The sequence below is a fragment of the Streptomyces sp. NPDC038280 genome, from assembly GCF_055600045.1.
In genome coordinates this window covers 1-16,105 of the sequence record NZ_JBVJYZ010000024.1, presented here as the reverse complement: position 1 = coordinate 16,105, position 16,105 = coordinate 1, and the positions used below count along the sequence as shown (strand labels likewise).

The window sequence follows — 16,105 nt, the reverse complement described above, 5'->3', positions numbered from 1 at the left end:
CAGCAGCGGATGGCAGGGGCCGTCCTCCCGGCAACGTGTGGATCCACCCGCCCGGGGAGATGAGCAGGGCCCCTGTTATCGTGCGCCGATGTCAACGATCAAGCAGTTCCAAGTGACCTTCGACTGCGCGGAACCTGCGCGCCTCGCCGCCTTCTGGTGCGAGGTGCTGGGGTACGTCGTACCGACAGTCCCGGAGGGCTTTGCCACGTGGGAGGAGTACCACCACTCGCTGCCGCCTGAGGACGAGGTCTACTTCGCGTGCGCTGATCCCTCGGGTGTGGGCCCGCGCGTGCTCTTCCAGCGAGTTCCCGAAGGCAAGGTCGTCAAGAACCGGGTGCATCTTGATGTGCGGGTCGGCACAGGGCTCGTGGGTGACGAGCGCCTGGCCACACTCGAGGCCGAATGCGCACGGCTGATGGCGCTCGGCGCGAAACACGTGCTGACGCAGCGCGCCGATGGCGTCAACGAGTCGTGCATCACGATGCAGGACATCGAGGGCAACGAGTTCTGCCTCGCCTGATTCTCCTCCGAGGCTGCGAGGGGGGAGCCGCCTCCCGGGGACCTCTCAGGTCTCGTATGCGGCAGGAGCTATCCCGTGAGAGCGAGGTTGTGCAGGCGGGCGATGCCGAGCATGGCGTGTCGGACCCCATCGCCTTTGAGACGGCAGTCGCGGAGGATCTTCCAGGTCTTCATGCGGGCGAAGACGTGCTCGACGCGGGCCCGGACCTGTTTGTGCGAGCGATTGTGCTCGCGCTTCCATCCCGGCAACTCTTCGCCCGGGGTGCGGCGGTGGGGCATGAGGAGGCCGGTGCCCGGATAGCCGCCGTCGGCCATCGTGAGGGTCCTGCCCACGGCGGCCTTCGCGCCAGACTCCTCCCATGCCCGGCAGTCGTTGCGATTGCCGGGCAAAGGCTCACCGACCAAAACGACCAGGCGGGTATCCGCGTCAATGACGACCTGGTGGTTGGTGGAGTACCGGTAGTTCTTTGACTGTTCAGCGATGCTGTGGTCCCGGGTAGGCACCAGGGTGCCGTCGACTACCAGCACGGTGTCCTTGGCGAACCGGCGCCGAGGCTGCAATGCGATGAGCGGGCCGAGCCGGTCGATGATGCGGTCGGCCGCCGACTTCGAGATGCCAAACAATGAGGCGAGTTGGCGCATCGTCAGGTTCGTGCGCCAGTAAGCGACTACCAACAGCACCCGGTCCTCCAGCGGCAGACCCCACGGCCGCCCCTGGCCCGGGGAGCTGGCGCCCTCGCGACGAAGCGCGGTCAGCAACTTGCCGAAGACGCGCAGGCTCAGCCCGGTAAACGGGGCTATCCAGGACGGTTCCGACGCCGTGATCACACCTGACACGATCAAGATCATTGCACGGCGAGATCACTTACGGGACAACCCTTAGGCACCTTGCATGCCGGCACGCCCCGTCCGCACCTACCGAGATCCCCAGCCCGCGCCGGATCACCGCATGGATCACGCGGAATCGCGACCGCCTCAACGCAAAGGAGGTCGACCAACTCGACCAGGTCCGGCTCGCCTGCCCGGACATCGCGCGGGTCTGCGACCTCGCCCGAGCCTTTACCGACCTGGTCCGCAACCGCCGGGGGCAGCTGCTTACCGACTGGGTTCGCCAGGCTGAACTGTCTGGCACAGTCTCAGTCGCGAAGTTCGCTGCGTTCCTCCGTCAGGACCTCGACGCAGTCACCGCCGGGCTGACCCTCGAATGGAGCTCCGGCGTCGTCGAGGGCCACGTCAATCGCGTTAAAACGATCAAGAGAGCGATGTATGGACGGGCATCGTTCCGACTCCTCCGGATACGCAACCCGGAGATCTTCCTCACCCTGGAGTCCTGGGGGCTGGACCCGACCGCGCTGCTGGCCGTGCTCGGCGTTTTCCTGCTCTGGGGCCTGGTCCGCCCGTGGGGGCAGGTCTTCCCGCGCTGGACGCTGTGCCTTCGCGGCCGACGGGTGCCGCGCTGGCTCCCGCTCGCCCCGGCTCTGCTCGGTGCTGCCACGCTCGCCCCGTACGGCGTTGTGGGCGTCGGATACTTGGCCCTGGCCACGGCCGGCGTAGTGACGATGCGGCGTGGCGACTTCCACTCCCCGGGCGACGCACTGCTGGTCGGCTGGATCGGGATGGTCGCCTTCGCCGTCTACGGTATCGCCCTGATCATCGCGGCCCGCTCGTACTGGCTTCAGACGCGGCCCGCTTGCCAGATGACTGTCATCACAAGAGTGACCATCCGCAGCCAGTCAGATACCGCTGACTGGCCACGGAGAATTTCAACAGGCCAGTGACACCAAGGGAGGGCCGAGCAGCCCAGGATGAGCGAAACACCGCCACAAGCGCCCTGCGCAACTCGGCACAGCCGCACACTCCCCAGACCCCAGTTGCCGAAGCACCCGGCTGGGGAACGAACAGCAGCCCTGGGGAAAATTCGAGATCCGCATCAGGGCAGCGTCCGGCTTGAGCGGGACGGTGCGGCCGATCGGGCGCAGCCGGCTGGTCGATGAGCTGCTGCCGGACCGGTGCGCGGGGCATGGTCCCCGTTACGGGGCCGGGAAGATCTCGTTCACCGGGTTATGAGCCTTTCTGATTCCGCAGTGTCAACGGGTGTGTGTGACGACTCGAACGAAGCCGTCGTCGCGGCAGTGCGGCAGCTGACCCGGAGCACACCCTGGACGGTGGCCGGGCGGGTGCCGCTGGACTTCCCCGCTCACCACCCTCAAGGCGTCACGCGTGGCCAGGACCACCGCTTGTACGTGTCAACGGCGGAGATCACCGAGGCGACCCGCTTCCATGACAGTCCCGTCGACGGCTACGACCGAACTCCCGGCCGAGGGCAGGGCCATGTGTTCGTCACGGACGCCGACGGCGCGGAGCTGGGCCGTGTGAGCGTGGGTGAGGGGACGATCTACCACCCGGGTGGTATCGACTTCGACGGCGAATCCCTGTGGGTGCCGACAGCGGAGTACCGGCCCGACTCTCATTCCATCGTCTACCAGTTGGACCCCGACACCCTGGAGGTACGGGAGGCATTCCGGTTCGACGACCACATCGGCGGGATCGTGCGCGACCGCCACAGTGGCCTGCTGCACGCCGTCACCTGGGGTTCGCGGCGGCTGCTCACGTTCACGGCCGACGGGAAGCTCACCCACCGGGTCGAGAACAAGAGCCACTTCGTCGACTACCAGACCTGTGTGAGCGCGGGCGGCGGCCACATGGTGTGCACGGGCATCGCTGAATACCCGCTGGCCGGGGGCGGGGTCTTCAGCCTCGGCGGGATCGCAGTCGTCGACATCGCCTCCGGCCGCATCGAGCACGAAGCGCCGGTGACCGTGCTCTCACAGGCCGGCCGAGTGGTCACGTACAACGCGGTGCACCTCGAGACCGACGGGCACGTCCTTCGGATGTTTGCCGTTCCCGACGACGGGGACACGGCGGGCGAGTCGCACCTGATCACCCTCGAGACGCCGCTGGCCCGGTGACGATCCGGACGGCGAGGAAGTACAGCCCCTCGTACATCAGCTCGCCGTTCAGCTCCGAGCACAGGCTCTGCGGGGTGAACCGGCGCCGGAAGATGGGATATGTGGCATCGGTGACGGAGCGCAGCTCTATCTTCTCCTCGTGCACGTCGCCGTCGCTGCGCAGGTCGATCACGATCAGCTCGCGCGCCGTACGACGTGACTCGGCGAGGAACAGGGCACGCTCCTCGGGCCGCAGCAGCCCGTAGAAGTTCGCGGTGACGATGCGGTCGAAGGCTCCGGTGGCGAACGGCAGGGGCGGGAACAGCGCCCGCACGCGCTCCGCCCACGGCGCCCGGGTGTGGGTCAGCTCCAGCATCTCCGCGCTCTGGTCCAGGGCAACGACCGGGCCGCGGAGGAACTGGGTCCACACCCCGGTCCCGCAACCCACGTCAAGCGCCCGCCCCGCGGGCAGTGCGCTGAGCAGCTTCCCGATGTCCGCGGTCTCCCTGTCCAGGCCGGCGTTCACCACGGGGTCGCCGCGATAACTGGTCTCGTCGTAGACCGGGGCACGATGCCGGTAGTACTGCTCCCGCACTAAGTCGCGCATGCCCCGACAGCTACCCCCGCCCGAACAACAGGCAAACAACAGCGGGCCTCCCCCTGGCGGAACGGCCGGAAAGAACCACTGGCCGAAAGGCCATAAGTGCGTCGGCTTGCCTCGACCGCTGGGCGCCGCCCCTACGGCCACAGAGGACTCGTGAGCAGCACGGTACACAGGCGGTTGGTGATTTCGGGGGTTCACACCTGCCGTCACGCCCTGGTCCCCCGCTGAAGGCAACCGTCCGGCCAATGGTTCAGCCGCCCGCCCTCCGGGCGTCGGGTCCCCCGCCTTCCTCGGACTTTCCCGCTCACCTCCTGACCGGTCACGGTGCAGCGATGGTGGGAGGAGGGGGTGTCCATCGGCGGGTGCGGAGAATGGTTGAGGGGACGTCGTAGTCCTTTTTGAGGTGTTCGGGGATGGCGTAGTGCATGACGCGGCCGCGGGTCAGTGAGCTGAGTTCGAAGAGAGTGGTCAGGTGGCCGAGGCGGTCCAGGGCCCAGGCTCCCAGCGGTGAGCTGTCTTCGATCGTCTCCAGGATGCCGAGGAGCGCGGGTGCGGCTTTGACCGCGGTGTCCCACGGGCTGCGGGGGACTTGCAGCCAGTCGGCGCAGGTGTCGCCGACGAGGTAGCGGATGAGGGCGCTGACGAGGGGGTCGAAGAAGGTGCCGGGGACGACTTCTTCGAAGAGATCGATGAGCTGACGGGTCAGATGGGCGCCCTCTTCGGAGGGTCCCATGTGGCGGGTCATGTACAGGTCGGAGAATTGGCGGGCTTGTTCCAAGGTCTGGGGCGCGTGGGCTTGGTCGATGCCGAGCATGGCGCCGACAACGCGCCACGCGTAGTAGTAGGACTCGGCGCCTTCGGTGCTCATGTGGATGCCGAGCCGGTGCAGGGCGTCCAAGACCTGGATGGAGAACATCATCTGCCCGCCGATCATGTCCTCCTGGCAGATCGGGGTGCCCAGGTTCTCGGTGTCCCAGCGGTCTTCGCGGCGGAGGTGGTGGCGAATGGAAGCGTGCAGGAGGCGGACCTTCTGGGCGGCGGGGATGAACCGGCTGCCGGCCTCGAAGGCGTCGGGTCGCATGAGGTAGACGGTGAACTGCCCGGTCTCCGCCATCCGCTTGGACGGGTACTTCAGCCCATGGGTGGCGGAGAGGAGTTTGGCGACGTGAGGCAGGACGTAGCAGGCAGGCATCGAGGCGAATGACAGCGCGGTGGAGATGTGGACGTTGTTGTCGATGAAGAACAACCGGGCCTTTTCCATCTCGCCCCAGTCCACCCAGGACGGTGGGGCGCTGGTCTCCTTCAGGTACTCGCGCGCCACCTCAGGCAGCCCCTCGGGAAGTTCCTGGCCCGTGGTGGAGACGTAGCGCATGAGCGTGTTGAACTTGCCGATCTCACCGCGTTCGAAAAGAGTCGCCACGGTGGCGTCAGCCAGCTCGTCACCCGCCAGGCGCAGGCTTTGGAGGGACTGCTCGGTGTAAGCCATAGAGGGCTCCTTGCAGGAAAAGTGAACGGTGGTCCGGGCGCGAGGCTGTTCAGTGATGGCGGACGGTGGCCATTCGTGCCAAGTCGGCAAGCGTTCGGGCCGCTTCCACGGGCAGCGCCGTGTCCTCAAGGACGGCGGTGGCGACATGGATCCGCTCAGTGATCATGCCCTCGATACGAGCGGGCGCCCCGGTGCGGTACATGATCTCCCGCACCCGCCGCACACCGTCCTCGTCGAGTTCGCGCTGCCCCAGCATCTGCTCCAGTGCTCGCCGCTCGCCGGCCGTGGCGTGTTGCCAGGTATGCGCCAGCAGTGCGGTGGGGCGGTGTGCGGTGATGTCGTCCGCGTTCGCCTTACCGGTCAGCTTCGGGTCTCCGAAAAGCCCGAGCAGGTCGTCCCGCAACTGGAACGCCTCCCCCAGCGGCAGCCCGTAGTCGGAGAACGCCGCGCGTAGCCCTGGGGAGGCACCGGCCAGGGCCCCGCCGATGTGCAGCGGATGTTCCACCGTGTATTTGGCGGTCTTGTAGCGGATCACTTTCAGGGAGGCGTGCGGATCCGGGCGAGTTCCGGTGCGCAGGATCTCAAGGCATTCCCCCGCCACCAGCTCGCGGGCCAGCACAGCCCACAGTGGGCGTGCCCGCGAAAGGTAGGCACCGGGCAGACCACAGGTGGTGAACAGCTGCCCGGCCCACGACATCAGCAGGTCACCCACCAGCATGGCCAGCGATCGGGCAGCCGCCTTGGGGTGCGGACTCGCGGTGGTGGCAGAGCAGAGCGCCATATGAGGGGTCGGAAGGCCATGGCGCTGAACACTGTGGTCGATGAGGTCGTCGTGCACGACGGCCGCGGCGTGTACGAGTTCCATCGCCGCTGCCGCAAGGACCAGGGCGTCGCTGTCCGGCTGCCCGGCCGCCCGCCATCCCCAGTAACAGAACGCCGCCCGCAACCGCTTCCCATGAGCCGTGGCGACCTTGAGCTGGTTGGCCACCGGAGCCAGGTCCGCGTCGATGTCCAGCAGCGCGTCGGTCTCCTGCTCGACGAAGTGCTGCAGCACCTGGTCCACACGGGCCTTGAGAGCCACCTGCCCGGTGCCTTCAGGCATCGCCCGGTCCACTGTGCCGGGCGGCCACATGCCGGGCGAGCAGCTCCATATGTGCTGGCGGAACCGCGGCATAACGGTCCAGGACCAGACGCCCGCGTGCCTTGATCTCCTGCTGCCCCTCGTCCGCCAGCCCGGCCACGTCCGAGCGGCCCAACAGCCCCCGGACCTCCTCCACCGCGCTGCTCACCGCGGTGACCGCGATATCGGCCAGTCCCGCGACCAGCAGAACCGCGTCCCTCGGTCGTGCCCCGCGCGCCGGTCCGCTCTCGTACGGCATGCCGTCCTCCCCTTCGGCCACCTACCGTTCCAGCGGCATCATCAGCCGCTTCGAGACCGGGGCCGGTGGCCCGCCCCTCTCCCCGGAGAGATCGTGACCGAGCCACACCAGCTGCGCATGGAAGATCACCCTTCGGGCGACCCGCCAGACGCATGTTCCATGTGTCCAGGTGGAAAGCCACCAGTGCTCTTGTGTCGCCGTGCCCGGGTCCCGTGGTGCCCAGGTCGCGCCGGAGCCGGCGGAGTGGCAGCGGCACTTCGCCGCGCTGCGTGAGTTGGTGCGTGACGAGGAGGCCCGGCGGAGACCCTGCCAGGGTTCACCCTCCACGGGATGGACGCCGGGAAGTGTTGGAGTGGCAGCGGAGTAGCCGCGTGTGAGGCCAGGTGAGGGTCCGTGTCGCAACCGTCGGCACGGCAGCATGGGCCGCTTCACCATGTAGTCGGCTGAAGTGTCACAGCGCGGCAGGTACGTAAGCGGAGCCCGCTCCTTGACCACCGCGGCTGTTCTCGGCGGCTTGGCCCTCCCTGCCACCGCACAGGCCGGCGATGGGCCTAACACCATCGGTTGCCACGGTCACCAGTACGGGGAGCTCCATGCCGACCCTTACGACCCGCACAGCTTCTACCACTGCGCCCATGGCGCGAGTGGAACGATCGAAACGCACCGCAAGCAGTGCCCCAGCAACCTGGTGTTCCACCCCGAACTCCGGGTCTGCGACTGGCCCGAGAACGTACAGGGGTACACCAGCAGCGAGTAGTTGAGCTCTCATTCCGAGCCTGTGTACGTTCATACTCGGACACCAGGGCGGATCTGGCCCTGCCTGCACTGCCTGCGTGCCCACCTGGGCGCTGATGTCGACCCGTGAGGACTACCGGACCTCGCTTGCCGCGGAGTTGGCGCGGAAGGCGACCAGGGTAGGTCCCGGAGGGAGCCGCAGCCGACAGCCCGTGACAACGGGGTCGCGCGGCGTCATCACCGACGATGGGGAGGCTGGCTGATCTCCATCATGGATCGCTGCGTTCCCCGCACGCCGGGCAAGTCCGAGGCCGTGTGGCTGAGCTACAGCAGCTAAAGGAATTGTTGAAGCGTCCGCAGGCGCGGTTCCCGGCGGTCTGCGCCGCTGGCGGGGTCGGTAAGACCACCGTCGCCGCGCAGCTCGCTGCCCTCGCAGAGGCGGCGGGCTACCGTGTTTCACGCCGACGAACCTGAGACGATCGGACCCGAGGGTGAGACGGTGGCGTCTTATCGCGGCTGGATCCGTCCGTACGGCGGTTGACTCCTGCTGATCACTACGCGGGACACAAGCGCGACCACCTGGGGTCCGTGCGCGTATCTGCTGCGGCTTGCCCCGCTTCCGGCTGTGCCGGCCGGGCAGGTCCTCCGCGACTTGGCGCCCGGTGCTGGCTCCGCCGAACAAGCGCAGGAATTGGCGGAGCGGCTCGGCGGACTGCCTTTGGCGTTAAGGCAGTCGGCGCCTATCTCGCCATGCCCACAAGCCGCTACCGCACCTTCATCGCCTACCAGCAGGCTCTACGAGCGGAGTTACCTGACTTGCTGGGCGCTGCCCACCCGAACGCCGATAACCCCGACACGGCCCGACAGGTGGTACGTCATACCTGGGACCTCTCGCTGGACCAGCTTGCACGCGATGGCGTGACATTGGCTCGCACCCTGCTGCGTCTTCTTGCCCAACTCGCTCCGGCGCCAGTTCCCTTGGCCCTAATAAGCCCTCACTTGCTCGCTGAAGTCGCCGGTGAGCAAGTGAGGGCGGCCGCATTAGAAACGGCCCTCGCCGGCCTGTACCGCTACGGGCTCCTCGACGCCCCGCTACCGAGCACCGGGGCGGACGGAGGAAATGATGCAGGTGTTGCTCAACTCGTGTTGCATCCCCTCGTCCGGGACGTAACCGTCCTTGGTCACTTCGCTGAATCCGCCGACCTCGCAACATGGCACGATGCACTAGCTTGTCGCCTGACGACAGCCGTCGACGAAGTGGTCAGGGCTGGGCGCTCAGGTTGGTCCGCCGCCGCCCTGCTTGCCCCCCCACCTGCCCCTCCTCCTCGACCGCCGGACCGCCTGCGCATTCACGGATGTTCGCGACTGCTTCACCGACCTCGCCCGCGTTCTGGATGATGCTGGTGCATATACCGCTCAGCGCGTTCTCCGCCAGCGCCTGCTGCGCGCAGAAGCCGATCGGCTGGGCCCGGACCACCCCGATACCCTGACCAGCCGACACAACCTCACCAACGCATTGCATGGCGGGTACCGCGAGGCTGAGCGTCTGTGGGGGTCTCTGTAGCACTCGCCGAAAGAAGAACGAAGTAGTTCCTGAACTGGGCCGTTGCCGTTGACCGACTGGCTCGTTGGGCCAGCCGAGTGGATCCGGCTGACCGTCGCCGTCGTTAGGCGAGCGGAGTGGCCGCGATACCGCGAGCCGCGATGGGGCAGGACGAGGGATCGATGACACACACACCGCCGTACGACACCGGGCTGCTCAGCGCGCCCGTGAACGGGGCGGACGGTGAGGAGCTTCTGAGGCGGGGGACGGAGCTCGTCGATCCCCCGCTGCGGGAGGCCGTGGATCGGCTGCATCCATCCATGGCCACGGTGTGCCGGTACCACCTGGGTTGGGACTCCGGCGGCTCCCAAGGAACAGTGCGGCAGGTGGCCAAGCGGGTCCGCGCGGCGCTCGCGCTGCTTTCGGTCCGCTCCGTGGGCGCCTCGGAGCAGTTCGCGGCCGTCGCCGGTACGGCGGTGGAGCTCCTGCATCAGCTCTCCCTGCTGCATGACGACATCATGGACGCCGACATGGAGCGGCGGGGCAGGCCAGCCGCGTGGGCCCGGTTCGGTACCGGCGCCGCCGTGCTGGCCGGTGACGCTCTCGTCGTCCAGGCTGTCGCCACGATCTTCCACGCGCCGGCCCCCGGAGCCCGCGCCGCCATGGAAGAACTCATCACCGCCGTGGAACGGATGGTGGAGGGCCAGGCGGAGGACCTTGCCCTGGAGCGCCAGCCCCTTCGTGAGATGTCCGTGAGCAGGTACGTGCGCATGGCGCGCGGTAAGACCGGGGCACTCTTCGGCTGTGCGGCTGTCCTCGGTGCCGTTCTCGCGGGCGCGCCGCCGGCCGTGGTGCGCGCGCTGCGCAGCGCGGGCTGCGACCTCGGCGTGGCGTTCCAGATCCTCGACGATGTACTCGGTCTGTGGGGCGACAACGCGCTCACCGGGAAACCCGTCGGCACGGACCTGACGCGCGGCAAGAAGACCCTGCCACTGGTTCTTGCCGCCGCGTCTGGGACGGCCGACGGCCAGCGGGTTGCGGCCCTGCTCGACGCCGTGCCGATCGGCACCGCCGGGCTGGCACCGGCCGACGTCGTCGAAGTCATGCGCCTGTTGGAGGCCACGGGCTGCCGGGAACTCGCCGAGGAAGCCGCCGCCCACCACGTGACGTCGGCCGTCGCCGCGCTGGACGAGGCGGCGATTCCCCAGGCCATGCGGCAGCAGTGGCGTTCTCTCATCGACTGCCTGTCCAGCCGCAGGCGCTGACCCACGCAGGAGGAGGCCCGCCATGCCCGCCACCCCGTACGCCCTGCGCGTGCACGACGTTTACAAGGCCTACCGGTCGCGCCGCGTGCTGAAGGGTGTCTCGTTGAGCCTCGAGCCTGGCACCTTGGCGGGAGTGGTGGGGGAGAATGGTTCGGGCAAGAGCACCTTGCTGAGGGTTCTGTGCGGGCAGATGGCCGCTGACACGGGAGAGGTGGAGTACCGCGGCTCGCTGGGGTACTGCCCGCAGGAGGCAGTGCTCAACGACGCGCTCACCGTCGACCAACACCTGCGGTGGTTCGGGACGGCCTACCGCCTGGACGGGACCGGCCGCGGGCAGGAGCTGTTGGAGGAGCTGCACTTCGCCGAGTACCGGCACACACGGGTGGAACAGCTCAGCGGAGGCGCCCGGCAGAAGCTGAACCTCACCTTGGCGCTCATGCACGACCCGCACGTCCTGCTGCTTGACGAGCCGTACCAGGGCTTCGACTGGGAGACGTACCTGCGGTTCTGGGACGTCTCGACCCGGCTGCGCGACCGGGGCCGCTGCATCCTGGTCGTGTCGCACCTGGCCTGGGACGCCGGCCGTATGGACGTCGTCCACCGATTGCGGGACGGCGTGGCGACGCCGTGGAGCGGAGAAGGCCAGCCGACCGTCGTCGAGGGAGCGGTGCGGTGAGCCGGGCGTGGGAGGCGTTCCGTACGGGTGCTGGCTTTGCGCTCCTGGAACACGCTCGCAACCGCCTGGCCCTCGTGCTGGTCGTCGGCTACATCCCTCTCTGGCTGACGCTGGAGCACTGGTTCGTCACCCCCACGCCGCTGCGCTTCCTGCTGCGCGCGGCCGGGCAGACCGTCACCGTAAACGGCAATCACCTCACCATGGTGTCCGGGGCCATCAACACGGTGACGCTCGTCGTCGGGTTCATGATGTTCATGCCGACCTTCAAGGCCCTCGCCTTCGATCGCAGGCTCGCGCTCGCCGGATACCCGCGCACCTGTCTCCTGGCGAGCAAGATCGTCGCGATGGTGATCGCTTCCGCGCTCATCGCGACGTACGCCACGGTCGTGGTGTGCTGGTACTGGGACCCGGTGCGGCCCGTCCTCCTCGCGCTCGGCCTGTTCACCGCCGCCTTGAGCTACGGCGGTATCGGCATCATGCTCGGCGCGTTCCTGCACAATGAACTGGCCGGCCTCTTCGTCATCATCATGGCCAGTCTGCTCGACACGATGCTGCAGAACCCGATGAGCAACACGGGAGCCGAAAAGGGCGGGCTCCAGTTCCTTCCCGGGTACGGCCCCACACAGGTCGCAGTCGCCGCCGGCTTCACGCCCTCGGTCACTCCGTACGGTCATCTGCTGCTCGGCCCCGCCTGGTTCCTCGCCACGTGGCTGCTGGGCATGGCCGCGTTCTTCGCCCGGACCCGCAACCACCTCCCCACGCCCTCCGCCACACCGCCTACAGGGAGAACCACGTGAACCGCGTGAACCGCCACGACATCCGCTTCACCGGCGCCTGGCGATCACCGCTCTCGCCGGATGCCGTGTATGCGACGCTCGCCGACGTCGGGGCATATCCCTCCTGGTGGTCGGCCTTCCGATCGGTGCGACAAACCGGAGAACGCGAATGCGAGGTCGTCATCCGGTCCCTGCTGCCCTACGGGCTGACGGCCCGGCTCACGCCAGTCGTGGAGGATCCGGTCGCGCGCGTTCTGGAAGCAGCGGTGGACGGTGACATCGCGGGAAGCGTCCGCTGGACCGTGGAACCCGACGAGCACAACGGTTGCGTGGCCCTCTTCACCGAACACGTCACCGTACGGAAGGTGGCGCTGCGGCGCTGGATGCCGCTGGCGCGACCCTTCTTCCACCTCAACCACACCGCAGCCATGGGATCCGGTCAGCGTGGGCTCGCGGCACGGGCGCACCAGGTGCGGTAGGCCCCGAGTGGGCGGATGACGCCAGCGCAGAACGATGGTCCCGCGGCTGGGTTCGAACGCACGGCGTTCAACAGGAGCGTGCTGGGCACATCGGAACGAAAACCCGCGCTACGGCCACCCGCCGAGCAACCTCCGGCCACGGGTTCACGCACGGTCATTCTCACAATTGAACAGTTACGCGAGTTCTGTGAGAGGCCCAGAGTCGATCACGTTTCGCAGGTCGCCGTTCGCGGAAGTCCTCTCAAAACCGGCGTGTTGTGCGAGATGGTTCTGACGCACTGTCGGGGTGGATCTGACGCCCGATCCGGCTGCAATCGCGGTAGAACGAAACGACTGTCCGAAGTGTGAAGCCCCGGCCGGGAGTCCGTGCCGCACCCACAAGACGATGTGCGCCGTCACCAGCCTCACCGCTGAGCGGGCCGATGCCAAGGTGATCGCCCGGCTCGTTCGCGATCACTAGGCGGTGGAGGCCTTGCATCATGTCAGGGACACCACGTTCGCGGAGGACGCCTCTCAGCTGTGAACCGGCAATGCATCCCGATCGATGGCCAGTGCCGCGACCTCGCCATTGGCGCTCTCCGACTGACCGGGGCCAGGAACATCGCTGTCGGGCTGCGGCGCAGCGCCCCCCGTCCCGAACGCCCCTTCGCCCTCCTGGGCCTCACGTGATCCGAACCGGGGGTCGTGTCCCGCCGCGTGGTGCGGCCCGTGGGCATCTTGCGGGGGTCCGGTACAGCACACACTGGCGAAGCGGCCCTTCGGGCACGCTGGGATCCTCGAAGTCGTCGGCCGGGTTGCGGGTCATGCCGATCCGGCGCATCACTGCCTGGGAACGACGGTTGTTGACGGTCGTCGACGCAACGACCTCCGGCAGCCCGAGGGCCTCGAGGCCGAAGGCCAGGCAGGCCAGGGCGGCCTCGGTGGCGTAACCGTGGCCCCACGCCGGACGCACCAACCGCCACCCGATATCCACCCCCTCGAACGGCATGCCCTCGTCCACCTCGTCCAAGCCGGCGCGGCCGATGAACTCACCAGTCTCCCGTGCTTCGAGCGCCCACCACCCAAAACCTCGCTCGTCGAACCCGGCCTGCATGAGTGCCACCGCGGCGTCGCTTTGCTCCCGCGTCAGCAGTTCCCCCAGATGTTCTCGGACTTCGGGATCGGCATTCATCGCCGCCCACGGTTCGAGGTCGGACTCCCGCCACCGGCGCAGCAGGAGACGATCGGTACGCAGTTCTGGCATGCCAGCCAGCTAACGCCATCACGATCAGAGTGTCGATCGGTTATGTGGAACCTTACGGCGCTCGCCAAGGCCGGCCCCGCTGCCAGATCTTCACGGCCTACACCACTTGGCGGGACACCATCCGAACCGGACACCCGCCGCCGTTGCCGAAGCCCTGGGTCCACCGCCGGCTCGGAACGGCCGCTATAGAAACCGACGGGCCGTCATGACATATCGCGGGTAGAGATCGTGCCGATTTTTTGGGTTCCTGGTTTGGGGGTAGAGAGGGCCAGCGGGGGAAGGTCGCTGCCCTGCCATTAGTCCGCGAGCCCGCTGAGCGTCGTCGTCCATGAAATCGGATCATGGCAGGAAGAATTCGGCATTGATCGCCCTAAGGGCTGTCCCATAATTGACCGTTGAGATGGCCGGGACAAGGCGGGCTGATCGCGGGTGGGTCGGGCTATGCGGCCTGGAGAAGGTTGTGGAGGCGGGCGATGCCGAGCATGGCGCGGTGGACGCCGTCGCCCTTGAGCCGGCCAGAGCGCAGCGTCCAACCCCGCCCCGTCCGCGACGATCCGTCAAGCCGGCGCGGCTTCTCGATAGCAACCCGCCGCAGGCCTTGACGGACGAGATCTGACGTCGTGCCATGAGAGGACACACCGCAACGGGGGATGAAACGATGGCGGCAGAGGGACACGACGGACCCAGTGGCGAGCCCGAGAGCCACAATGAGGTCCCACAGAGCAGCGCTCCGAAAACCCCACCCGACAATAACGATTGGGTCGGCCATGTAGTTGTGATCGTCCTGGCTCTCATCGTCTTAGCTTTGATCGTCCTGGCTCTCATCGCCTTGTGGATGATCGTGAGCGACGCGGCATCCAGCGGTTGCTCCCCTCACTGCGGCACCAACTCGCCCTTGTGGCACTGATCATTGAGCTGCCCGCGAACCTGGCCGCCACCGCGCTGGTGGCCCCCACCGGTTCGCTGCTGCGGCGCCATCGCCGGGGCGATGCGGCCGACGGCCGACTTCGACACTCCGAACAGCGGCGCCAACTGCCGCAGCAGAGGTTGGCCCGCCAGTGCACTTGGAAGCGGCGGAGCGCGAGATCCGGCGCATGGAATAGGTAGGTTCCGTGGAGCCCCGGGAGAGCTGCTGCGGCTGAGTCGCGCTTTCCGAGATCCACAGGTGTGGAACGATCTCTTCACGTGGCTGGTGTGATCACGCGTCGGAGCCGTCCTGGATAGCCCCGTTCACCGGGCTGAGCCCGCGCGCCAAGTCAGCGGCCGACCGCATCATCGACCACGTCGGCCCGCTGCGCGCGCTCAAGCCTCGGCGGCGCTTCGCCAAGGGCACGGTGTTGATTGTCGACGGGACCCTCGTCCCCACTCGCGACCACACCATCGCGCAGAAGTCCAAGAACTATCGGTACTCCACGAATCACCAGGTCGTCGTTGACGCTCACACCCGCTTGGTCGTGGCGGTCGGCAAGCCCCCGCCCGGCAACCGCAACGACTGCAAGGCCTGGGCAGAGTCCGGCGCCAAAGCCGCGGTCGGCAGGACGACGACCATCGCCGACGGCGGTTACCCGGGAACCGGCCTGGTCATTCCGCACCGCCGGCCCAAGGGCGGTGAACTCACCGAGTGGCAGGCCGAGCACAATCGGGACCACAAGAAGGTCCGCGCCCGCGTCGAGCACGTCTTTGCCCGTATGAAGAACTGGAAGATCCTTCGCGACTGCCGCCTCAAGGGAGACGGAGCCCACCATGCCATGCTCGGCATCGCCCGCCTCCACAACCTGGTCCAGGCCGCGTAGCACGGCCGACCGATCCTGCCTCGACCCTCTCAAAGATCAGTTACGGGACAGCCCTTAGTCTTCTGAGTCAGGAATTCTGTTCAGATTTATAGGCTTTGCGGCATGGCGCGGACGGGGCGGCCGAAGGCCGAGTTGACGTTGTCGGACGAAGAGCGGGCCGCACTCGAGGGGTGAGGGCGGCGCCGTTCCTCGCCGCAGGCGTGGGCGCTCGCCGCAGGCTCCGCGCTCAGCAGCGCCATGCACGACTGGCTCCACAAAAGAGGCACTGGAACGATCCGTCGAAGTGTTCCGCGCCTGGGACGCCGCCCGCGGCGGCCGGCTCCAGCGCAAGGCCGTCGTGGGCCGGCTCAACGAAGTGGGCGGCATGCTCACCCACCCGACCGCCTCCCGCGACGCCTGTGGGCCACGGGGAGACTTGGCAAAGCGCACAGCGCAGCGCACTGATGGTGATCTCGGGCGCCCCTGGGCGGCGATCCACGACGACCTACAACCACCACCGCTGCCACACCGCACTCGGCGGACACCCACCCATCAGCCGCGTTAACAACCCTGCGGGTCAGTACACCTAGGACTTGTCCGGTCGATCATGTGACTACTTCGTGTCCAGGTCGTTGATGTGGACATGGGGCGGGGTGATCTGAGTGATGCTGAGTGGGAAC

Annotated in this window: 15 protein-coding genes and 4 pseudogenes; 10 read left to right on the top strand and 9 right to left on the bottom strand. The window is 67.5% G+C overall.

The window, feature by feature from the left end:
* The first annotated feature begins 88 nt into the window (after window positions 1-88).
* Window positions 89-520: a VOC family protein gene (locus ACZ7J0_RS31235; RefSeq protein WP_171166537.1), complete on the top strand. Its 432-nt coding sequence runs from the start codon at window positions 89-91 to the stop codon at window positions 518-520.
* Window positions 521-588: 68 nt separating this feature from the next.
* Here the strand turns inward: ACZ7J0_RS31235 and ACZ7J0_RS31230 are convergent, their stop codons facing one another.
* The gene (locus ACZ7J0_RS31230; RefSeq protein WP_470893147.1) at window positions 589-1,356 is read right to left on the bottom strand and encodes a transposase; all 768 of its coding nucleotides are present in this window, start codon (window positions 1,354-1,356) and stop codon (window positions 589-591) included.
* Between the two features lie 11 nt (window positions 1,357-1,367).
* Between ACZ7J0_RS31230 and ACZ7J0_RS31225 the strand changes: the two genes are divergently transcribed.
* Both ACZ7J0_RS31225 and ACZ7J0_RS31220 read left to right on the top strand, forming a co-directional pair.
* Window positions 1,368-2,297, top strand: coding sequence for an ISL3 family transposase (locus ACZ7J0_RS31225; RefSeq protein ID WP_470893031.1), 930 nt, complete (start codon window positions 1,368-1,370; stop codon window positions 2,295-2,297).
* A 318-nt stretch (window positions 2,298-2,615) separates the two neighbouring features.
* Complete coding sequence (locus tag ACZ7J0_RS31220; protein WP_470893029.1) at window positions 2,616-3,488, top strand: DUF6454 family protein; 873 nt, start codon at window positions 2,616-2,618, stop codon at window positions 3,486-3,488.
* Here ACZ7J0_RS31220 and ACZ7J0_RS31215 read toward each other — a convergent pair.
* From ACZ7J0_RS31215 to ACZ7J0_RS31200, 4 genes are all read right to left on the bottom strand, one after another.
* On the bottom strand, window positions 3,460-4,074 hold the full coding sequence (locus ACZ7J0_RS31215) for a class I SAM-dependent methyltransferase (protein WP_470893028.1): 615 nt from the start codon (window positions 4,072-4,074) through the stop codon (window positions 3,460-3,462). The genes ACZ7J0_RS31220 and ACZ7J0_RS31215 overlap by 29 nt on opposite strands.
* A gap of 316 nt (window positions 4,075-4,390) precedes the next feature.
* Window positions 4,391-5,557, bottom strand: a complete 1,167-nt coding sequence (locus ACZ7J0_RS31210; RefSeq protein WP_470893026.1) for an oxygenase MpaB family protein — start codon at window positions 5,555-5,557, stop codon at window positions 4,391-4,393.
* Between the two features lie 49 nt (window positions 5,558-5,606).
* A complete protein-coding gene (locus tag ACZ7J0_RS31205; protein ID WP_470893024.1) occupies window positions 5,607-6,659 on the bottom strand; it encodes a polyprenyl synthetase family protein in 1,053 nt (350 codons plus the stop codon).
* Window positions 6,652-6,936, bottom strand: a complete 285-nt coding sequence (locus tag ACZ7J0_RS31200) for a polyprenyl synthetase (protein WP_470893022.1) — start codon at window positions 6,934-6,936, stop codon at window positions 6,652-6,654. Before ACZ7J0_RS31200 ends, ACZ7J0_RS31205 begins: the two co-directional genes overlap by 8 nt.
* Before the next feature lie 448 nt (window positions 6,937-7,384).
* On the opposite strand from ACZ7J0_RS31200, the gene ACZ7J0_RS31195 reads away from it, so the two are divergent.
* Window positions 7,385-7,693 carry a chitin binding peritrophin-A domain-containing protein gene (locus tag ACZ7J0_RS31195; protein WP_470893020.1) on the top strand — a complete coding sequence of 103 codons (309 nt, stop codon included), beginning with the start codon at window positions 7,385-7,387 and terminating at the stop codon, window positions 7,691-7,693.
* 1,239 nt (window positions 7,694-8,932) lie between these two features.
* Here ACZ7J0_RS31195 and ACZ7J0_RS31190 read toward each other — a convergent pair.
* Complete coding sequence (locus ACZ7J0_RS31190; RefSeq protein ID WP_470893019.1) at window positions 8,933-9,148, bottom strand: hypothetical protein; 216 nt, start codon at window positions 9,146-9,148, stop codon at window positions 8,933-8,935.
* Between the two features lie 248 nt (window positions 9,149-9,396).
* Between ACZ7J0_RS31190 and ACZ7J0_RS31185 the strand changes: the two genes are divergently transcribed.
* From ACZ7J0_RS31185 to ACZ7J0_RS31170, 4 genes are read left to right on the top strand one after another with little or no spacing between them, the layout of a single operon-like run.
* The gene (locus tag ACZ7J0_RS31185) at window positions 9,397-10,479 is read left to right on the top strand and encodes a polyprenyl synthetase family protein (RefSeq protein ID WP_470893017.1); all 1,083 of its coding nucleotides are present in this window, start codon (window positions 9,397-9,399) and stop codon (window positions 10,477-10,479) included.
* Between the two features lie 22 nt (window positions 10,480-10,501).
* Window positions 10,502-11,155, top strand: a complete 654-nt coding sequence (locus ACZ7J0_RS31180) for an ABC transporter ATP-binding protein (RefSeq protein WP_470893015.1) — start codon at window positions 10,502-10,504, stop codon at window positions 11,153-11,155.
* Window positions 11,152-11,952 carry an ABC transporter permease gene (locus tag ACZ7J0_RS31175; RefSeq protein ID WP_470893013.1) on the top strand — a complete coding sequence of 267 codons (801 nt, stop codon included), beginning with the start codon at window positions 11,152-11,154 and terminating at the stop codon, window positions 11,950-11,952. The genes ACZ7J0_RS31180 and ACZ7J0_RS31175 overlap by 4 nt, the downstream gene beginning before the upstream one ends.
* Window positions 11,949-12,410 (top strand): SRPBCC family protein, encoded by a 462-nt coding sequence (locus ACZ7J0_RS31170; protein ID WP_470893011.1) that lies wholly within the window; start codon window positions 11,949-11,951, stop codon window positions 12,408-12,410. Before ACZ7J0_RS31175 ends, ACZ7J0_RS31170 begins: the two co-directional genes overlap by 4 nt.
* Window positions 12,411-13,071: 661 nt before the next feature.
* Here ACZ7J0_RS31170 and ACZ7J0_RS31165 read toward each other — a convergent pair.
* The 3 genes and pseudogenes from ACZ7J0_RS31165 to ACZ7J0_RS31155 all read right to left on the bottom strand — a co-directional run.
* A complete protein-coding gene (locus ACZ7J0_RS31165; protein ID WP_470893009.1) occupies window positions 13,072-13,653 on the bottom strand; it encodes a GNAT family N-acetyltransferase in 582 nt (193 codons plus the stop codon).
* A gap of 439 nt (window positions 13,654-14,092) precedes the next feature.
* Window positions 14,093-14,179, bottom strand: a pseudogene (locus ACZ7J0_RS31160) (IS5/IS1182 family transposase); the annotation flags it as partial.
* 457 nt (window positions 14,180-14,636) lie between these two features.
* Window positions 14,637-14,714 (bottom strand): annotated as a pseudogene (locus ACZ7J0_RS31155) (transposase family protein); the annotation flags it as partial.
* Between the two features lie 124 nt (window positions 14,715-14,838).
* On the opposite strand from ACZ7J0_RS31155, the pseudogene ACZ7J0_RS31150 reads away from it, so the two are divergent.
* Both ACZ7J0_RS31150 and ACZ7J0_RS31145 read left to right on the top strand, forming a co-directional pair.
* Window positions 14,839-15,446 (top strand): annotated as a pseudogene (locus tag ACZ7J0_RS31150) (transposase).
* A 204-nt stretch (window positions 15,447-15,650) separates the two neighbouring features.
* Window positions 15,651-15,848 (top strand): annotated as a pseudogene (locus tag ACZ7J0_RS31145) (DNA-binding protein NsdB); the annotation flags it as partial.
* Window positions 15,849-16,105 lie beyond the last annotated feature (257 nt).

Coding starts and splice junctions, on each gene's coding strand:
- ACZ7J0_RS31235 (WP_171166537.1), top strand. CDS start 89: ATGTCAACGATCAAGCAGTTCCAAGTGACCTTCGACTGCGCGGAACCT.
- ACZ7J0_RS31215 (WP_470893028.1), bottom strand. CDS start 4,074: ATGCGCGACTTAGTGCGGGAGCAGTACTACCGGCATCGTGCCCCGGTC.
- ACZ7J0_RS31210 (WP_470893026.1), bottom strand. CDS start 5,557: ATGGCTTACACCGAGCAGTCCCTCCAAAGCCTGCGCCTGGCGGGTGAC.
- ACZ7J0_RS31205 (WP_470893024.1), bottom strand. CDS start 6,659: ATGCCTGAAGGCACCGGGCAGGTGGCTCTCAAGGCCCGTGTGGACCAG.
- ACZ7J0_RS31200 (WP_470893022.1), bottom strand. CDS start 6,936: ATGCCGTACGAGAGCGGACCGGCGCGCGGGGCACGACCGAGGGACGCG.
- ACZ7J0_RS31185 (WP_470893017.1), top strand. CDS start 9,397: ATGACACACACACCGCCGTACGACACCGGGCTGCTCAGCGCGCCCGTG.
- ACZ7J0_RS31180 (WP_470893015.1), top strand. CDS start 10,502: ATGCCCGCCACCCCGTACGCCCTGCGCGTGCACGACGTTTACAAGGCC.
- ACZ7J0_RS31165 (WP_470893009.1), bottom strand. CDS start 13,653: ATGCCAGAACTGCGTACCGATCGTCTCCTGCTGCGCCGGTGGCGGGAG.